The organism is Streptomyces sp. NPDC085927 (genome assembly GCF_044540975.1).
Classification (GTDB): domain Bacteria; phylum Actinomycetota; class Actinomycetes; order Streptomycetales; family Streptomycetaceae; genus Streptomyces; species Streptomyces hirsutus.
Window position 1 is genome coordinate 191564 of record NZ_JBITSN010000009.1, and the last position, 16599, is coordinate 208162.

The following is a 16599-nucleotide window of genomic DNA, read 5'->3' on the forward strand; positions in this document are numbered from 1 at the left end:
ACCCGTCGCGGGCGGCCGGGCGACGGCGGGGGCCGACCGGGCCGCGGCCCTGCCCCCAGGAGACATTAGGGTTACCTAACCCGTAAGCTGTATCGCCTGCGGTCGCGCCTTACTTGAGAGCTTCGGAGACCTCGTGCCCAGCCCTTATCCCGCCCTGTTCGCCGCCCCCGGCAGCAAGGCCTTCTCCGCTGCGGGGTTCATCGGCCGGATGCCGCTGGCCATGATGGGCATCGGCGTGGTCACGATGGTGTCCCAGTTGACCGGCCGCTACGGGCTCGCCGGCGCCCTGTCGGCGACCATCGCCCTGGCCGCCGCGGTCGCGGGCCCTCAGGTCTCCCGCCTGGTGGACCAGTACGGGCAGCGGCGGGTGCTGCGTCCGGCGACGCTGCTCGCGCTCGGCGCGGCGGCACTGCTGCTGCTCGCCGCGCACTACGGCTGGCCGGACTGGGTGCTCTTCGCCGCCTGCGCCGGCATCGGCTGCGTCCCGAGCCTCGGCGCGATGATCCGGGCCCGCTGGGCCGCCCTGTACCGCGGCACCCCGCAACTGCACACCGCGTACTCCTTCGAGTCCGTGGTGGACGAGATGTGCTTCATCCTCGGGCCGATCATCTCCATCGGGCTGTCCACGGCGTGGTTCCCCGAGGCCGGTCCGCTGCTCGCGGCCTGCTTCCTCGCGGTCGGCGTCTTCTGGCTGACGGCCCAGCGCGCCACCGAACCGGCCCCGCACCCGCGCGAGCGCACGGGCGCAGGCGGCAAGGGCGCGGGCGGCGGTACGGCGCTGAGCTCGCCGGGCCTGCAGGTCCTGGTGGCCACCTTCGCGGCGACGGGGGCGATCTTCGGCGGCGTGGACGTGGTCACCGTGGCCTTCGCGGAGGAGCGCGGGCACAAGGCCGCCGCCAGTGTGGTGCTGGCCGTGTACGCGCTGGGCTCCTGCGTGGCGGGCCTGACGTTCGGGCTGATGCGCTTCGCCGGGGCTCCCGAGCGCCGCTGGCTGCTGGGCATATGCGCCATGGCCGTGAGTATGATCCCCCTCCTACTGGTCGGGAACCTGCCGTTTCTGGCCGTGGCGCTGTTCGTTGCGGGTCTGTCCATCGCTCCCACGATGATCACGACGATGTCCCTCATCGAAGAGCACGTACCACGCGCACAGCTCACCGAAGGCATGACCTGGGTGAGCACGGGGCTCGCGGTCGGGGTCGCTCTCGGCTCCGCCGCGTCCGGCTGGGTGATCGACGCGGCCGGGGCGCGCGCCGGGTACGGGGTTCCGGCGGTGTCCGGAGCCGTCGCGGTCGCGGTCGGTTTCCTCGGGTACCGCCGGCTCAAGCGGCCGGCTCCGGGTCGGGGAGGCTCCGTTGGGCAGCACGGCGAGCACGAGGAACGGAACATGGCGTAACTGGGCAGGCACCGTCCTCGCCCACCCCGCGCGGGAGGTCACGCCGGCCTCCGTCGACGAACTGGCGGCGGCCGTGCGCCGTGCCGCCGAGGACGGCCTCCCGGTGAAGGCGGTGGGCACCGGGCACTCCTTCACCTCGATCGCGGCCACCGACGGCGTGCAGATCCGCCCTCATCTGCTGGCGGGGATCCGGGACATCGACCGCGAGGCGGGCACCGTCACGGTGGGGGCCGGCACCCCGCTCAAGCGGCTCAACACGGCTCTCGCGCGGGAAGGGCTGTCGCTCACCAACATGGGCGACATCATGGAGCAGACCGTCTCCGGAGCCACCGGCACCGGCACCCACGGGACCGGCCGCGACTCGGCCTCCCTCGCCGCGCAGATCCGGGGCCTGGAGCTGGTCACCGCCGACGGTTCGGTGCTCACCTGCTCGGAGAAGGGGACCGACGAGGAGCGCGCGGTCTTCGCCGCCGCCCGGATCGGCCTCGGCGCCCTCGGCGTCGTCTCCGCGATCACCTTCGCGGTCGAGCCGGTCTTCCTGCTCACGGCCCGCGAGGAGCCGATGCCCCTGGACCGGGTGCTGGCCGAGTTCGACGAACTGCACGCCGAGAACGAGCACTTCGAGTTCTACTGGTTCCCGCACACCAAGAACACGAACACCAAGCGGAACAACCGCAGCGCCGGTCCGGAACGACCGGTGCATCCCGTCCGGGGCTGGATCGACGACGAGTTCCTCTCCAACGGCGTCTTCCAGGCGGCGAACTGGGTCGGCCGCGCGGTGCCCGCGACCGTCCCCGCCATCGCGCGCGTCTCCAGCAGGGCCCTGTCCGCGCGGACCTACACCGACATCCCGTACAAGGTGTTCACGTCGCCGCGCCGGGTGCGCTTCGTGGAGATGGAGTACGCGGTGCCGCGCGAGGCCCTGGTGGACACGCTGCGCGAACTGAAGGCCATGGTCGACCGCTCCCCCCTGCGGGTCAGTTTTCCCGTCGAGGTGCGCACGGCCCCGGCCGACGACATCACCCTGTCCACGGCCTCCGGCCGCGACACCGCGTACATCGCGGTCCACATGTTCCGGGGCACCCCCTATCAGGGGTACTTCACGGCGGCGGAGCGCATCTTCACCGCCCACGAGGGGCGGCCCCACTGGGGGAAGATCAACACCCGGGACGCCTCGTACTTCTCCCGGGTGTATCCGCGTTTCGCCGAGTTCACGGCACTGCGGGACCGTCTTGACCCGGAACGCCTGTTCCGGAACGACTATCTGCGGAGGGTCCTGGGGACGTAGCGGACGCGTCCGGTTCCGGGCTCGCGGTGCCCTCGGAGTCCTGGTTCCCGGTGCCGTCCGGGGTGTCCGTCGGCGCGTCCCCGCCGTCCGGCGTGGCGCCGGAGCCGGTGGCCGCTCCCTCGCCCCCGGGCGTCGTGGAGGGCGCGGGGGCCGGTCCGTTTTCGCCGGAGCCGCCGGGGTCCTCCGATGTGCCGGAGTCGTCCGACGTCCCGGAGTCGCCGGAGGTATCGGGCTCCTGCCCGTCCGAACCGCCGGGGCCGGAGGAGTCACCGGAACCGGACGTGTGCTCACCGGTGACCGCGTTGCCGACGGTGGTGGCCGGTGTACCGCTGAGGCTCTGGCCCGAAGCGAGCTCGTAGACGGTGATTCCGGCCATCGTGACCCCGAACACCAGCGCCGCCGCGGCCACGGTCCGTTTCCAGCCCCGCCGCACCTGCCTGGCCCGGCCCCGGTACACGGTGCCCTCGGTGAACTCGCCCGGCACCCGTGAGGGCTGCCTCCCGGCCGGTGCCGCGGACGCCCGGCCCGGCGCCACGGCGGCCACACGGAACTGCTCGCCGGTGCGCTTGAAGAAGTGCTGGAAGATCGTTCCACCGCAGGTGGCGACGACGCTCATGACCCCGGCGCCGATGATCGTTCCGTAGACGCCGAAGGACGAGGCGAGCTGGGCGCCCAGCACCGCGGCCACCCCGCTGCCCGCGACCTGCGGCACGCTCAGATCGATCCGCGCGCGCTTCCCCTCCTCCGCGTCACCGTGCTCATCCGCGACAACCGGCATTTCACGCATTCCTGGACCTTGCCTGCCTTCCCGTACGTTCCCGCACACGGGCGATCAACTGCACGACAAGTGGACGCCCGACCGAAACCATTAGTTCCGTTTTCGGTGATTGCGTGAAGTTTCCCACGCCCGGATTCGGTGGATCCGGGCCGGCGCGGCCAAGTAGCACCCCTTGCGGGAAGTTGGGCGGCGCGCCGATCCACGCACATGGCCCGAATGGAGTACTGTTGCGAGCCCTGAGTCCGGCCGCCCATCAGGGTGCTCGGGTTCTTCGAGGACCGCCGGAAGGGGGCCAGTTGCACAGGGTGACGCAGTTGGTCACTCAGCGTTGCGAATAGGTAACCGTGTCATAACGGCGATCCAGGGCCCACGCCCGACACGCCGGGCAACTCGGCAAGGTTGTGGCAGGCTGCACCCGGGCAGGCCACACTCGACTAGCGGAAGCAGCGACGCACGTGACGTCGGCAGGCACCACCCGGGAGGTCCCCATGCCCGAACTGCGTGTCGTGGCCGTCTCGAATGACGGCACACGGCTGGTGCTGAAGGCTGCGGACAGCACGGAGTACACGCTTCCGATCGACGAACGCCTGCGCGCCGCGGTGCGTGGCGACCGTCCCCGCCTCGGCCAGATCGAGATCGAGGTGGAGAGCCATCTCCGCCCCCGCGACATCCAGGCGCGTATACGGGCCGGTGCGACCGCGGAAGAGGTCGCCCAGATGGCCGGCATCCCCGTGGACCGCGTCCGCCGCTTCGAGGGCCCCGTGCTCGCCGAGCGCGCCTTCATGGCGGAACGTGCCCGCAAGACCCCCGTCCGCCGGCCCGGTGAGAACTCCGGTCCGCCGCTGGGCGAGGCCGTGCAGGAACGGCTGACGCTGCGCGGCGCGGAGAAGGACACCGTGCAGTGGGACTCCTGGCGCCGCGACGACGGCACCTGGGAAGTGCTGCTGGTCTACCGGGTCGCGGGCGAACCGCACTCGGCCAGCTGGACGTACGACCCGCCCCGGCGGCTCGTCCAGGCCGTCGACGACGAGGCGCGCTCGCTGATCGGCGAGTCCGACGACCTCGCCGCGACGCCCGAGCCCAGCTTCCCGTTCGTGCCGCGCATCGCCCGGTTGCCCCGTGACCGCCCGCTGGACCGTCCGGGTGACCGCGAGCGGCAGAGCCTGCCGCCGGGCCAGGACTCCGCATCCGACGAGGAGTCGGCACTCACCGCCACCGGTGAGCGGGACTCGCTCACCAGCCTGCTGGAGGCGGTGCCGAGCTTCCGGGGCGACCTGGTGGTTCCCGAGCGGGTCCCCGAGCCGGCCGCCGAGGAGCCGGACGGCGAACCCGAGGCGGAGGAGCCCCCGGCTCCCGCGGCCTCGGCCGGTTCCGCCTACGCCGACGTCCTGATGCCCCGTGCCGTCACCAGTCACCGGGACCGTCTCGTCGGCTCCACGGACCGTCAGGCGGAGGCGGACGGAGTCCGTCCGGGCCGCCGTGCGGCGGTGCCGAGCTGGGACGAGATCGTGTTCGGGACCCGGCGCAAGAAGCAGGAGTGACCCTGCGGGAGCGGCCACCGCATCGGACGAACCGGCCCGAGGTGCCATGAAAGGGGCGCTCGTCATGCACGAGTGCCCCTTTCACTCTTCCGGTCTACTGCGGGTCCGGTCCCACCGCGACCGGCCGCTCCGGGTCCGACGACCACTCCGACCAGGAGCCGACGTACAGCTCCGCCGGGACGCCCGCCACCGCGAGCGCCAGCACCTCGTGCGCCGCCGAGACCCCGGAACCGCAGTACACACCGACCCGCTTGTCCGTGGACGCGCCCAACTCCCGGAATCGCGCGGCCAGTTCCCCGGCGGGCAGGAAGCGTCCGTCCGGGCCGGCGTTCTCGGTGGTGGGTGCCGAGACCGCGCCCGGGATGTGCCCGCCGACCGGGTCGATCGGCTCCACCTCGCCCCGGTAGCGCTCTCCCGCGCGGGCGTCCAGCAACAGCCCGGACCGGGCCAGCGCCGCCGCTCCGTCGGCGTCGAGCAGCCCGGCCGCTCCCCATGCGGGCACGAAGTCGCCCTCGGCCGGCTCCGGCTGCGCGGTCTCGAGCGGACCGCCCCAGGACGGCAACCCGCCGTCGAGGACCCGCACGTCCGGGTGACCCGTCCACCGCAGCAGCCACCACGCGCGGGCGGCCGCCCAGCCCGTCCCGCCGTCGTACACGACCACCGGCGTGCCCGCCGACACGCCCGCCCGGCGCATCGCCGCGCCGAACTCCTCCGGATCGGGCAGCGGATGGCGCCCCCGCCCGGTCGGCGCTGCGGCCAACTCCCTGTCCAGGTCGACGAATACGGCACCGGGAAGATGCCCTTCGCGGTACGCGGCCCGTCCGTCGAACGGCGGCTCGCCGGCCGCCGCGGCCGTGCTCAACTGCCAGCGGACGTCGAGCAGTACCGGCGGGTCGCCGCCCGCCAGTCCGGCGGCGAGTTCGGATGCGGAGATGATGGCGTTCATGGTCACCATCCTGACGTACGGGGTGGCCGTCTCGTCCAGGTCCGGCTACTCTGCTCGGCCGGGCAGACCTGATCACGAGGCGTACGGGATCGGGCACATGCTGTACTACCGATCGACATCCTCCGGCAAGCGCGCCGAAAAGGACGGGGACCCGCACATCGGGCATCCTCCGCAGACGGGAACCGCCGTACGGGGCGGGCCCGGAGCACGCGACGCCGTGGCCGATGCCAGTGCCGGCACGGGGACGAATCCGCAGAGCGGACGCGACGCGACCCTCGCCCGGGTCGAGAAGAGCACGGCCACCGTGAGGGCGGCCGAGAAGAGAGTGACGATGACCGACGCACGGGGGTCCGCCCGCCGAGACGGTGAAGCGCCCGTCCGGCACGCACCCGGTACACCCTGCTGGGTGAGTCTCATGGTGCACGGACCGGACACGGCCCGGACGTTCTACGAAGCCTTGTTCGGCTGGGAGTTCCGGCCCGGCCCGCAGCAACTCGGCCCCTACGCGCGCGCCCTGCTCGACGGCTGCGAGGTGGCCGGCATCGGACTGCTGGCACCGGACCGGCACCTTCCCGTGGCCTGGACGCCCTACTTCGCCTCGGTGGACGTGGACCGCACCGCCGAGGCGGTGCGCTCGTGCGGCGGCACCATCGGCGTCGGCCCGCTGGACGCCTCCGAAGCCGGACGGCTGGCGATCGGTTCCGACCCCTCGGGCGCCGTCTTCGGCATCTGGCAGGCGTCCGCGCACCTGGGCCAGGCGGTCACCGGAGTGCCCGGCGCGCCCGCCTGGAACGAACTGACGACCTTCGAGTCGGAGCGCGTGGCCAAGTTCTACGCGACGGTGTTCGGCCACACCGCACAACCCGAGGTCTCCGCCGGCCTCGACTACATGACCCTGAGCGTGGAGGGCCGGCCCGTGGCGGGGATCCACGGCGTGGGCAACGGCCTCCTGAGGGACCGCGGACCGCACTGGACGACGTACTTCACCGTGGCCGACGTCGACGACACGGTGGATCACCTCCTGCACCTGGGCGGCCAGATCCTCGAGCGGCCCCACGACAGCGCCCACGGCCGGATCGCGACGGTGACGGACCCGGAGGGGGCGCGGTTCTCGCTGCTGCAGAGCCCACGATGACCCGCCGGCTCCGCATCAGGCCGAACACCGGCCCCGTCCGCACCGGCGCCCTTCTCGCCCGGACGGGAGTGGAGCCCTTCGTGATACCTTCGGCGCCGCCGTGCGCTGCCGCGAACCAGGGAGGTGAGACCGATCAACACTGTGACAGGTCGGGCATCCCTCCCTCGCATGGCCTGAGGAGTGCCCGCAGAAGGCATCCCGAAAGGCTCGAAACGCTATGCGCTTCACCTCTGAGACCTCGTTCGACGGTATCTCCGAACAGCTCTTCACCCTCGATGGGGTTCCCGGCGTGCTGTGGACGCCGGAAGGTGCCGCCGGCACCCGTCCGCTCGTCCTGATGGGACACGGTGGCGGTCAGCACAAGAAGGCCCCCGGCATCCTGGCCCGCGCGCACCGCCTCGTGGCCGAGTGCGATTTCGCGGTGGTGGCGGTCGACGTGCCCGGCCACGGCGACCGGCCGAAGAACGAGGAGTACGACCGGATCGCGACCGAGAACCAGGCTCGCGTGGCGGCCGGAGAAGAACCGGCTCCGCTGATCGCCGGCTTCCAGGCGCTCGTAGCCCGCCGAACCGTCCCGGAATGGCGGACAGTCCTGGATGCGGTCCAGCGACTCGGACATGTCGGCGCCGGTCCGGTCGGCTACTGGGGGGTCTCGTTGGGCTGCGGCCTCGGTGTTCCGTTCGTCGCCGCCGAACCCCGGGTCCGCGCGGCAGTGCTGGGTCTGGGCGGGGCGTCGGCATCGGCCGAGGACGCCGCGCGGATCACCGTCCCGGTGGAGTTCCTGGTGCAGTGGGACGACGAGCGGGTGCCGCGGGCCCAGAGCCTGGCCCTGTTCGACGCCTTCGCCTCGGCCGAGAAGACACTCCACGCCAACTCCGGCAAGCACGGGGACATTCCGGCGTTCGAGCTGGACAGCATGCTGAGGTTCTTCGCCCGGCACCTCGGCTGACGACTCCGCCTGCGGTCCGCGACGCGCCGGCCGGGATCCGTTTCCGGCCGGCGCGTTCACCGGGGCCGGCCGGTCTTCCCGGGTGACCGGTCCGGCCGGCGCCGTCCGGGCGCCCGACTGCGACGAGTTGGTCTCCGGCATCGACGCGCCCGGGGCACCGCGCCCGGGGCTGGGCGGCACTGAACGAGCGGGCCGACGGTGCCCGGTCCCCGGCCGGGGACCCGGTCCGCCGCGAAGGTGCGCGGAATCGGGCCCCCGGCCCGAGGGCTCACTTGTTCAGGTGCGCCCAGAACTCGTCGAAGGACAGGACCTTGTCGCCGTCCAGGTCGCGGGACTTGATGACGACCTCCGCCACCGAATCGGTGACGTTCCAGTCACCGCCCTGGGCCAGGGCGGTCTTGAACTCGGCAGCGGTGATGAACCCGTCCCCGTCCGCGTCAATCCGCTCGAACTGCCTGCGCGCTTCCTCGATCTCCGCCACCGGTCCACCCCTTTGGTCTCGTACTCCGCCGGACTCCCTGAGAGTCCTGATGACGCAGGTCAGACTATCTGCCCGTGCGAGCCCCCGGTGCGGCGCTCCCTCCACCCGAACTCCGCCCCGCAGGAGGGCGGGAGACTCCCTTCCGTTCACGGTCGCGGACAGTTCCCGGCAGCGGTCGACACGCGCCTTCGCCGCCGCGAGGCGCTCCCGCACCCGGCCACGGCCTGCTCCTCCTCGACCGCCCTCTCCCCGCCCACCGTGCGGGCGTTGTCCGTGGCGCGGGACGTCGCCCGACTGGGTCACCGGACGGGCGTCCGCGCGGACGAAGCGGCACTGTGGGGGTGCAGCCGTCGACGAACGCGTGGGACGGGGCCGCCCGCCGGCGCCTGCGCCGGCAGGGAGCCCGGCGGCCGGGAAGACGTCACCACAGCGGTCCGCTTGGAGGATCCGTGCACGACAAGCCGCTCAGCAAGCTCGCCGGTCACCTGTTGCGTCGGCTGCCGGACGCCTCGCACCCCACACGGCACCGTGTGGGGCCGGACACGTTCGGCCTGGACGAGGAAAAGGTCCTCCGTTTCGCCGAGGGCAGGCTGGACCCCGCGGAGGAGCCACGGCTCGCGGAGGAGGTCGCCGAGGTACTCCCCCTGGGCTGGTCCCTGTCCCCCCGGGCCAAGGAGCGGCTCCACACGGTCACCGAACACCTCGGCGGCGAGCGTCAGCTGCTGGAGTGGCTGGACCGTCACCCCGGTCTTCCCCGCCTGACCGCACGGCTGGTCGCGCTGATGGGCACCCTCGACCGGTACAGCGACGACGCCGAAGTCGTCGAGGCCCTGCGCTCGTCCCGTGCCGAGGACCCGTTTCCCGCCGGACTGGAGAACGTCCTGCCGCCGGGGACCAGCGAGGAGACGCTCAGCGACATCTCCTACCGCATCGACGAGCTCCTTTTCGAGCGGCACACGCAGGACGCGACGCGGCTCGCCCTGGCGACGACGGACTGGCTGCGCGACGCCGCCCAGCGGTTCGCCCCCTCGTCCGACGGGGTCAGTGAGATGCGCGATCTGATGGCCCATCTGCACAAGGACATCAGCGAGGCCGGCGCGGCGGCCTAGCCGGTGCGCGGGCGGCGCGACGGGCGCTCGGCCCGTTGCTCCCTCCTCATCCGTTCCCTTCCGTGTCCGCCGCGGTGCGGACAGCCCTGGAAGTCCCCCCGTGGTCCCGCCGCGTGAGCGCGGGCCCGGAGGCGGTCGCCGACGGTGACCGGCCTTCACCCGTATGCCTCCGATGCGCTGGTGACGCGAGCGAACCGGTGGTGCGGTGAGGAGCGGGGGGCCGCCCGGGCACACACGCGCCGGACGACCGTCCCGTCCTCAGGAGGCACTCGTGACCACCCCTCGCCCCACCGTCCGCCCGTCCCGCGCGACCGTGGCCCGTGCGTGTGCGCCGCGCCCGGTCGCCCGGCCGTTCGCCACGCCGCGCGCGACGACCCTTCCGGTCCGTGTCCTGGCCACCGCCCTGACCACCGGGGCGTTGCTCCTCACAGCGGCCTGCTCCGACGGGGACGGCGGCTCGGCGGCCGAGTCGGAGACCGCTTCCACCCCCGCCACGCAGACCACCACCACGTCGCCGACCACCACACCGTCGGCCTCCCCCACCCCTGACCTCACCGAAGCCGGCGCACGCAACGCGCTGATCACCGAGGCGGACATCGAGGACTACTGGGACCAGGTCGACAACCCGCAGGACTGGCGGAACTCCCTGCTGGTCGGAGACGTCGACGTGGCCGCGTTCCTCGACGGGAAGAGCGAGGCCGCCGACTGCCAACGACTGATCGACTCGCTCTACGACGAGACCCTGCTGGGCCGCCCGTCCGGGGCCTCGGCGCTCACCGGCTTCGAGGAGGGCGACTCCCGGCTGCTCTACCAGGTCGCCGCCTACCAGAAGGCCGATCTCGACGATGCGATGAAGTGGCTGAAGTCGCTGCCCGACACCTGCGACCAGTTCACCCTCACCGGTGGTGACGGCGGCGAGCGCACCGTCCAGGTCGTCGAGGCGTCGCTGCCCGAGGAGGGCGACGCCCGGCAGGGGCTGACCGTGACGGTGAAGGGCACCAGCAGCGGGGATCCCGTGACCCTCACCCTGGACGTCGCCGCCGTCCGGATCGGCACGGACGCGATCACGGTCACCAACGGCGGACTCGACGGCGCCAACCACAACAGCACCGAGGCCGCCGTGGGGCAGGGCACGCCCCGGCTCGAGGAGGTCCTGGCCGGGCGTACGCCGCAGTCCACTCCCACCGGCGTCGAGTGAACCGTGAGGCCCTGGGCGCCCCTCCCCTTCTTCACTGTCCAGTGGGAGGGGCGCCGGCCATGGGGGGCACGTCCGGTTCTCCGCGGTCCGGCGGGAGGGGCACGTCCGGGGCGGCCCGCCCGGGGCCGGTGGGCTCGGGGTCGGTGGGCTCGGGGTCGATGGGTCGCCGAGGGTGCGGGCCGTCGCGGAAGCACGGGGCCGCGGCCCGCACCCGGTGCCCGGCGTGGTGGCCTCCGGCCCCGCGGCGGTTCCGGAGGGCTGACGCGTCCGCTCGTCGTTCGTCACACGTGTGAGGCACCCACCGGCGCCTTTCAGCTCTCCCGGTGGTCCCGCAGGAGCCGCTGGATCTCGGCCAGGGTCTCCTTGTCGGGCCCCCGGCCCCCGGTCGTGAGGGCGTCCAGGCGTTCGGCGGTGCGGAGGTCGTAGGCGCGTTCCTCGTCCTCGCCGGGTACGGCGCCGTACGTCTCCTCGTCCGCGAAGCCGATGACGGCGTCGACCACCTTGGCGATGATCCAGGTCAGGACGAAGGAGAACGCGGCGACGGCGAGGATGGCGACGATCTGCCGCCAGAGCAGGGAGAAGCCGCCGCCGTAGAAGAGGCCCTCCTTGCCGCTGACCTGGGCCGTGGCGAACAACCCGACCATGATCAGTCCGACCAGGCCGCCCGCGCCGTGCACACCGACCACGTCGAGTGTGTCGTCCACGTTCAGGCGGTACTTGAGGGTGACGGCGTACGCGCAGACGGCACCGGCGACGAGCCCGGTGATCAGCGCGCCGGTGGGGTCGATCTCGCCGCACGCGGGGGTGATGGCCACCATGCCGGCCACCGCGCCCGAGCCCACGCCCATCATGGTGACCTTGCGGGTGCGCCAGTACTCCACCAGCGGCCAGGTGACCATGGCGCCGGCCGCGCCGAGCTGGGTGTTGATGAACGCCGTGGCGGCGGTGCCGGTGTCGCGGACCGCCGACCCCGCGTTGAAGGCCAGCCAGCCGAACCACAGCAGGGCCACACCGATCATGACCAGAGGGATGTTGTTGGGCCTCGGCTCCTTGCGGCGGAAGTCCGCCGGGCCCCTGATGACCAGGGCCACGGCCAGTCCGGCGATGCCCGAGTTGAGTTCCACCGGCAGACCGCCGGCGAAGTCCAGGGCGCCCAGGTGCTTGGTGATCCAGCCGTCCTCCGTGTCGAAGACCCAGTGCGCGGCCGGCACGTACACGATCAGCAGCCACAGCGACGAGAAGACCAGCCACCCGCGCATCGTCGCGCGGCCGGCGATGGATCCGCTGATCAGCGCCACCGTGACGATGGCGAAGCCCATCTGGAAGGTGGTGTAGACGTAGGTGGGGATGGACCCGGTCAGGGTGTTCGGCTCGATGCCCCGCAGGAAGGCGTGGTCCAGGTTGCCGATGATGCCGGCGCCGCCCACGTCCGGACCGAAGGCCAGCGAGTACCCGATCATGTACCAGAGGATGCTCACGAAGCACAGCGAGGCGAAGCTCATCTTGAGCATCACCAGGATGTGCTTCGTGCGGACCATGCCGCCGTAGAAGAAGGCGAGGGCGGGGGTCATCAGCAGCACCATCGCGGCTGCGGCCAGCATCCAGGCGGTGTCGCCGGAGTCGTAGCCGGGCGGCATGGGGGCGGGTGCGGTGATCACGGGCATGGTCTCCTGGTCGCGTCGGGGGTGCGCTACGGCTTGCGCAGGTCGGGGGCGGGGTGGCCGGTGAGCAGCCGTCGCACGGCGTCCCACGCGGCGCGGACGGCGTCGGCGACACGGGGCTGTTCCTGGCCGAGGATCCGCACCCAGGCACCGCAGTCCTCCGGCAGCACGCTCGCCCCGTGCAGCACCTCACGGTCCGTCAGGGCCCGGTGCAGGGTGTCGGCGATCTCGGCGGCGGGGCGCCGGTTGCTCACCACGAACAGCGAGGCGACGTGGTCGTGCCCGGCGAAGACGCCCGGCCCGGTCACCCCGCCCTGCCGCTGCGGCCGCAGCCGCAGGGTGTCCACCGCCAGCAGCGTCCCGTCGGGCCGGCGGATCTCCAGATCGTTGGTGAGCACGGTGTAGGCGTGCCGTTCGCCGCGGGCGATCCGGCCCGCCGTGACCGTTTCCCCGTACACCACCGTGGCGTTCTCGTCGACGGTCAGCACCGTGCCCTGGTGGAAGCGCGCCCCCGTGAAGGGGATCAGCGGATCGGGCAGGTACTCGACGTAGGCGCCGTCGGCCGCGGTCAGGTGGATGCGCTGCGTCGCGTAGTCGTGTTCCATCCGGTAGACCTTGGTGGCCGCCTGCGTGGTGACCAGGACCTGGGTCCCCGGGCCGCACCGGAAGTCCTGGCGGTAGCGGTCGGCCTGGGCGATGCCGCCGCCCGTGGCCATCACGTAGGTGAACGCCATGCCGGGCAGCGCCGGGTCGACGTAGAGCGGGCGCATGATCTCCAGGGGCGCCTTCTGGTACCGCTCGACCAGTTCCGTCCGGTCCCCGCGCAGGGCAAATCCGAGGTCGAGGATGCCGACCTTGGCCGGCGAGCCCGGGCCGAGGGTCTCGGGGGCCGCCGAGAACGCGGACAGCTCCGGTGGGAGCCGGACCGGCTCGTAGTACTCCGGCGCGAGCCGGTCGCGGACGGCGGGCACGTCAGATCAGCACCTTGCGCCGGGACTCGAGGAAGGAGGCGACCTCGTCGACGCCCTTGCCGGTCAGGCAGTCGGTCAGCACCACCGGTCCGTCGCCGCGTACGCGGTGGGCGTCGGACTCCATCACGTCGATGTCGGTCCGCACGTACCGGGCGATGTCGATCTTGTTGATGACCAGCAGGTCGGAGTCGGTGATGCCCGGTCCCCGCTTGCGCGGCATCTTCTCGCCCTCGGCGGTGTCCAGGACGAAGACGAACACGTCCGCCAGGACCGGGCTGAAGGTGAGGGTCAGGTTGTCGCCGCCGCTCTCGTAGAGGAGGACGTCGATGTCGGGGCAGCGTTCGAGCATCTCGGCGCCCGCGGCCAGATTCATCGTCGGGTCGTCGCGCACGGCGGTGTGCGGGCAGGCGCCCGTCTCCACGCCCACGACGCGTTCGCCCTCCAGCACCCCGTCGAGTGTGCGGCGGATGTGCTGGGCGTCCTCCTGGGTGTAGATGTCGTTGGTGATCACTCCGGGCCGGTGGCCCTGCTTGATCAGGATCGGGACGAGCGCCTCGATGAGGGCGGTCTTCCCCGATCCGACGGGACCGCCGATTCCGACGCGCAGGACGTTGTCTCGCATGGTCTTCCTCTCCGCTGCCGGCCGCCGTGGCCGGATGCCGGTCAACTGGCGAACAGGCGGGCCTCGGCCCGCTCGTGACGGGCGGACATGATGTCCGCGGCGAAGGTGGTCGCCCCGAGGTCGTCGAGGCTCCGGGTCAGTGCCTGACGTGTGGTCTCCTCGATGACCGGAGCCGTCCGCCGCAGCAGGACCTGGGCCAGGCGGTGATCGGTCAGCCGCAGTCTCAGCGCCGCGCCGGCGAAGCTCGCGCAGAACGCGAACAGGTCGGCGGCGACGGCCTGCCGCACGGGTACCCCCGTCTCCGCGTAGACGACCCCGGCGGCGACGGCCTGCGTGCCCGGCGCCCGGCGGGCCGTCACCGTCCGGTGGTACCGGACGATGCCGGCCCCGCCGAAGACCTCGGCGGCGAGGTCCAGCAGCTGGCGTCCGGTCCGGGTGGCGGCCTGCCGCATCTCGCGGTTGAGCTTCGTGGCGTGCAGCCGCCGGTCCGTCGCGGCCACCGCCGCCCAGTCCCCTGCCGCGGCGGCCCGGTGGGCCAGGGCCAGCGCGGTGGCGTCGGACGGGCCGACGCCGTGCCTGAGGAGGTCGTGGAGCAGCGCGGGGAGGGAGTCGCGATCGACGGCTCCCTCCTGTACGAAGCCCTCCAGGCTGTGGGACAGGGTGTAGAAGCCACTGGGGAACGCCGAGTCGGTCAGCTGGAGGCCGACCAGGAGGTGCCCCAGGTCCGTGTCCGGTGCCCGCGTGCTCCGGGCGGACCCGCCCGGCTCGGCGGTCTCGGCGGTCTCGTCGCGGTACATGCGCTCAGACCAGGAAGAACAGCTGGTTGAGCGGGAGCTTCTGGGCGGGGTCGATGGTCGCGACCTCGCCGTCCACCGTGACCTTGTACGTCTCCGGGTCGACCTCGATCTCCGGCACGACGTCGTTGCGGATCATGTTGTGCTTGCCGATGGTGCGGGTCTTGCGCACCGGAAGCACCTTCCGCTCCAGGCCGAGTTCCCCGGGCACTCCGGCCGCGATGCCGGCCTGCGACATGAAGGTGACGTGCGTCGCCTGCATGGCGCGCCCGTAGTGGCCGAACGACGGCCGGTAGTACACGGGTTGCGGAGTGGGCAGCGAGGCGTTGGGGTCGCCCATCTGCGCCCAGGAGACGATGCCGCCCTTGATCACCATCTTCGGCTTGGCCCCGAAGGAGTGCATGGGCCACAGGACGATGTCCGCCAGCTTGCCCGCTTCGATCGACCCGATGTGGTCCGAGATGCCGCTGGCGATGGCCGGGTTGATGGTGACCTTGGCCAGGAAACGCAGGACGCGCTGGTTGTCGTTGCGTGCGGAGTCCTCGGGCAGCGGCCCGAAGGCCTCCTTGCACACGTGCGCGATCTGGAAGGCGCGGGTGACGGACTCGCCGATGCGGCCCATGGCCTGGGAGTCGGACGAGATCATGCTGATGATGCCCCGGTCGTGCAGGACCGTCTCGGCCGCGATGGTCTCCGCGCGCACCCGGCTGTCCGCGAAGGCCACGTCCTCGGGGATGTCGTGGCTGAGGTGGTGGCACACCATCACCATGTCCAGCAGCTCGTCCACGGAGTTCTTGGTGTACGGCAGCGTGGGGTTGGTGGAGGACGGCAGGACGTTGGGCTCGCCGGTGACCCGGAGGATGTCGGGGGCGTGGCCGCCACCCGCGCCCTCGCTGTGGAAGGTGTGGATCGTGCGGCCGTCGATCGCGGAACGGGTGTCCTCGAAGAAGCCGCCCTCGTTGAGGGTGTCGGTGTGGATCGCGACCTGGACGTCGTGGCGGTCGGCGACGGCCAGCGCGTTGTCGATGACGGCGGGGGTGGAGCCCCAGTCCTCGTGGACCTTGAGGGCGGCGGCGCCGGCCTCGAGCTGCTCGTCCAGCGCGCCGGGCAGGCTGCCGTTGCCCTTGCCCATGATGCCGAGGTTGACCGGCAGGTCCTCGGCGGCCTGCAGCATGCGGGCGAGGTTGTAGGGGCCGGGGGTGCAGGTGGTGCCGTTGGTCCCGTCCGTTGGTCCGGTACCGCCGCCGAACAGCGTGGTGATGCCGTTGCTGAGGGCGTGCTTGCACTGTTCGGGGGAGATGAGGTGGACGTGCGCGTCCATGGCCCCGGCGGTGGCGATCAGGTGCTCGCCGGCGATGACCTCCGTACCGGTGCCGACGACGAGCCGGGGGTCGACGGAGTCCTGGGTCTGCGGGTTGCCGGCCTTGCCGATGCCCGCGATGAAGCCGTCCTTGACGCCGATGTCGCACTTGACCACGCCGACCACCGGGTCCATGACCACGACGTTGGTGATCACGAGGTCGAGGGCGCCCTGCGCGGCGGTGGCCTGCGGGTCGGACGCCATGCCGTCGCGCATGGTCTTGCCGCCGCCGTAGACCACCTCGTCGCCGTACGAGCCCTCGCGGAAGTCCTTCTCGACCTCGACGACGAGGCTGGTGTCGGCCAGCCGGACCCGGTCGCCCACCGTGGGGCCGAACAGGTCGGCGTACTGCTTGCGGGAGAGGGTGGGCATA

The 16599-nt window shown here is 72.1% G+C and carries 15 protein-coding genes; 7 read left to right on the forward strand and 8 right to left on the reverse strand.

The features are described 5' to 3' along the window. Nucleotides 1–133: 133 nt before the first annotated feature. Both ACIF80_RS23835 and ACIF80_RS23840 read left to right on the forward strand, forming a co-directional pair. The gene (locus ACIF80_RS23835; RefSeq protein WP_399807982.1) at nt 134–1393 is read left to right on the forward strand and encodes an MFS transporter; all 1260 of its coding nucleotides are present in this window, start codon (nt 134–136) and stop codon (nt 1391–1393) included. After that, the gene (locus ACIF80_RS23840; protein ID WP_399807984.1) at nt 1353–2681 is read left to right on the forward strand and encodes a D-arabinono-1,4-lactone oxidase; all 1329 of its coding nucleotides are present in this window, start codon (nt 1353–1355) and stop codon (nt 2679–2681) included. The genes ACIF80_RS23835 and ACIF80_RS23840 overlap by 41 nt, the downstream gene beginning before the upstream one ends. On the opposite strand, the gene ACIF80_RS23845 is transcribed toward ACIF80_RS23840, so the two are convergent. After that, nucleotides 2605–3468, reverse strand: a complete 864-nt coding sequence (locus ACIF80_RS23845; protein WP_399807986.1) for a hypothetical protein — start codon at nt 3466–3468, stop codon at nt 2605–2607. The genes ACIF80_RS23840 and ACIF80_RS23845 overlap by 77 nt on opposite strands. Nucleotides 3469–3947: 479 nt before the next feature. On the opposite strand from ACIF80_RS23845, the gene sepH reads away from it, so the two are divergent. Beyond that, nucleotides 3948–5000 (forward strand): septation protein SepH, encoded by a 1053-nt coding sequence (gene sepH, locus ACIF80_RS23850; RefSeq protein WP_399807989.1) that lies wholly within the window; start codon nt 3948–3950, stop codon nt 4998–5000. 94 nt (nt 5001–5094) lie between these two features. Here the strand turns inward: sepH and ACIF80_RS23855 are convergent, their stop codons facing one another. Then, on the reverse strand, nt 5095–5946 hold the full coding sequence (locus ACIF80_RS23855) for a sulfurtransferase (protein ID WP_399807992.1): 852 nt from the start codon (nt 5944–5946) through the stop codon (nt 5095–5097). A gap of 331 nt (nt 5947–6277) precedes the next feature. Between ACIF80_RS23855 and ACIF80_RS23860 the strand changes: the two genes are divergently transcribed. Then, nucleotides 6278–7081: a VOC family protein gene (locus tag ACIF80_RS23860; RefSeq protein WP_399808246.1), complete on the forward strand. Its 804-nt coding sequence runs from the start codon at nt 6278–6280 to the stop codon at nt 7079–7081. A 217-nt stretch (nt 7082–7298) separates the two neighbouring features. After that, entirely contained in the window at nt 7299–8030 is a 732-nt protein-coding gene (locus tag ACIF80_RS23865) for a dienelactone hydrolase family protein (protein WP_399807995.1), read from the forward strand. A gap of 268 nt (nt 8031–8298) precedes the next feature. On the opposite strand, the gene ACIF80_RS23870 is transcribed toward ACIF80_RS23865, so the two are convergent. Continuing rightward, nucleotides 8299–8511 (reverse strand): EF-hand domain-containing protein, encoded by a 213-nt coding sequence (locus ACIF80_RS23870; RefSeq protein ID WP_399807998.1) that lies wholly within the window; start codon nt 8509–8511, stop codon nt 8299–8301. A 449-nt stretch (nt 8512–8960) separates the two neighbouring features. Here ACIF80_RS23870 and ACIF80_RS23875 point away from each other — a divergent pair, with 449 nt between their 5' ends. Both ACIF80_RS23875 and ACIF80_RS23880 read left to right on the forward strand, forming a co-directional pair. Further along, nucleotides 8961–9620: a hypothetical protein gene (locus ACIF80_RS23875; RefSeq protein ID WP_399808001.1), complete on the forward strand. Its 660-nt coding sequence runs from the start codon at nt 8961–8963 to the stop codon at nt 9618–9620. A 271-nt stretch (nt 9621–9891) separates the two neighbouring features. Then, nucleotides 9892–10818, forward strand: a complete 927-nt coding sequence (locus ACIF80_RS23880; protein WP_399808003.1) for a hypothetical protein — start codon at nt 9892–9894, stop codon at nt 10816–10818. 311 nt (nt 10819–11129) lie between these two features. Here the strand turns inward: ACIF80_RS23880 and ACIF80_RS23885 are convergent, their stop codons facing one another. Genes ACIF80_RS23885 through ureC form a run of 5 tightly spaced genes read right to left on the reverse strand, consistent with a single transcriptional unit; the run spans nt 11130 to nt 16598 of the window. Then, on the reverse strand, nt 11130–12476 hold the full coding sequence (locus tag ACIF80_RS23885) for an ammonium transporter (RefSeq protein ID WP_399808249.1): 1347 nt from the start codon (nt 12474–12476) through the stop codon (nt 11130–11132). A gap of 32 nt (nt 12477–12508) precedes the next feature. Further along, complete coding sequence (locus ACIF80_RS23890) at nt 12509–13450, reverse strand: urease accessory protein UreD (protein WP_399808006.1); 942 nt, start codon at nt 13448–13450, stop codon at nt 12509–12511. A 1-nt stretch (nt 13451) separates the two neighbouring features. Then, nucleotides 13452–14072 (reverse strand): urease accessory protein UreG, encoded by a 621-nt coding sequence (gene ureG, locus ACIF80_RS23895; protein WP_399808009.1) that lies wholly within the window; start codon nt 14070–14072, stop codon nt 13452–13454. Nucleotides 14073–14113: 41 nt separating this feature from the next. Next, nucleotides 14114–14869, reverse strand: coding sequence for an urease accessory protein UreF (locus ACIF80_RS23900; protein WP_399808012.1), 756 nt, complete (start codon nt 14867–14869; stop codon nt 14114–14116). Between the two features lie 4 nt (nt 14870–14873). Then, nucleotides 14874–16598 (reverse strand): urease subunit alpha, encoded by a 1725-nt coding sequence (gene ureC / locus ACIF80_RS23905; RefSeq protein ID WP_399808014.1) that lies wholly within the window; start codon nt 16596–16598, stop codon nt 14874–14876. Nucleotide 16599: the final 1 nt, after the last annotated feature.

Bases quoted from the DNA above. Each gene is read 5' to 3' on its own strand.
- ACIF80_RS23845 (WP_399807986.1), bottom strand. From the start codon at position 3,468: ATGCGTGAAATGCCGGTTGTCGCGGATGAGCACGGTGACGCGGAGGAG.
- sepH (WP_399807989.1), top strand. From the start codon at position 3,948: ATGCCCGAACTGCGTGTCGTGGCCGTCTCGAATGACGGCACACGGCTG.
- ACIF80_RS23855 (WP_399807992.1), bottom strand. From the start codon at position 5,946: ATGAACGCCATCATCTCCGCATCCGAACTCGCCGCCGGACTGGCGGGC.
- ACIF80_RS23860 (WP_399808246.1), top strand. From the start codon at position 6,278: ATGACCGACGCACGGGGGTCCGCCCGCCGAGACGGTGAAGCGCCCGTC.
- ACIF80_RS23865 (WP_399807995.1), top strand. From the start codon at position 7,299: ATGCGCTTCACCTCTGAGACCTCGTTCGACGGTATCTCCGAACAGCTC.
- ureG (WP_399808009.1), bottom strand. From the start codon at position 14,072: ATGCGAGACAACGTCCTGCGCGTCGGAATCGGCGGTCCCGTCGGATCG.
- ACIF80_RS23900 (WP_399808012.1), bottom strand. From the start codon at position 14,869: ATGTACCGCGACGAGACCGCCGAGACCGCCGAGCCGGGCGGGTCCGCC.
- ureC (WP_399808014.1), bottom strand. From the start codon at position 16,598: ATGCCCACCCTCTCCCGCAAGCAGTACGCCGACCTGTTCGGCCCCACG.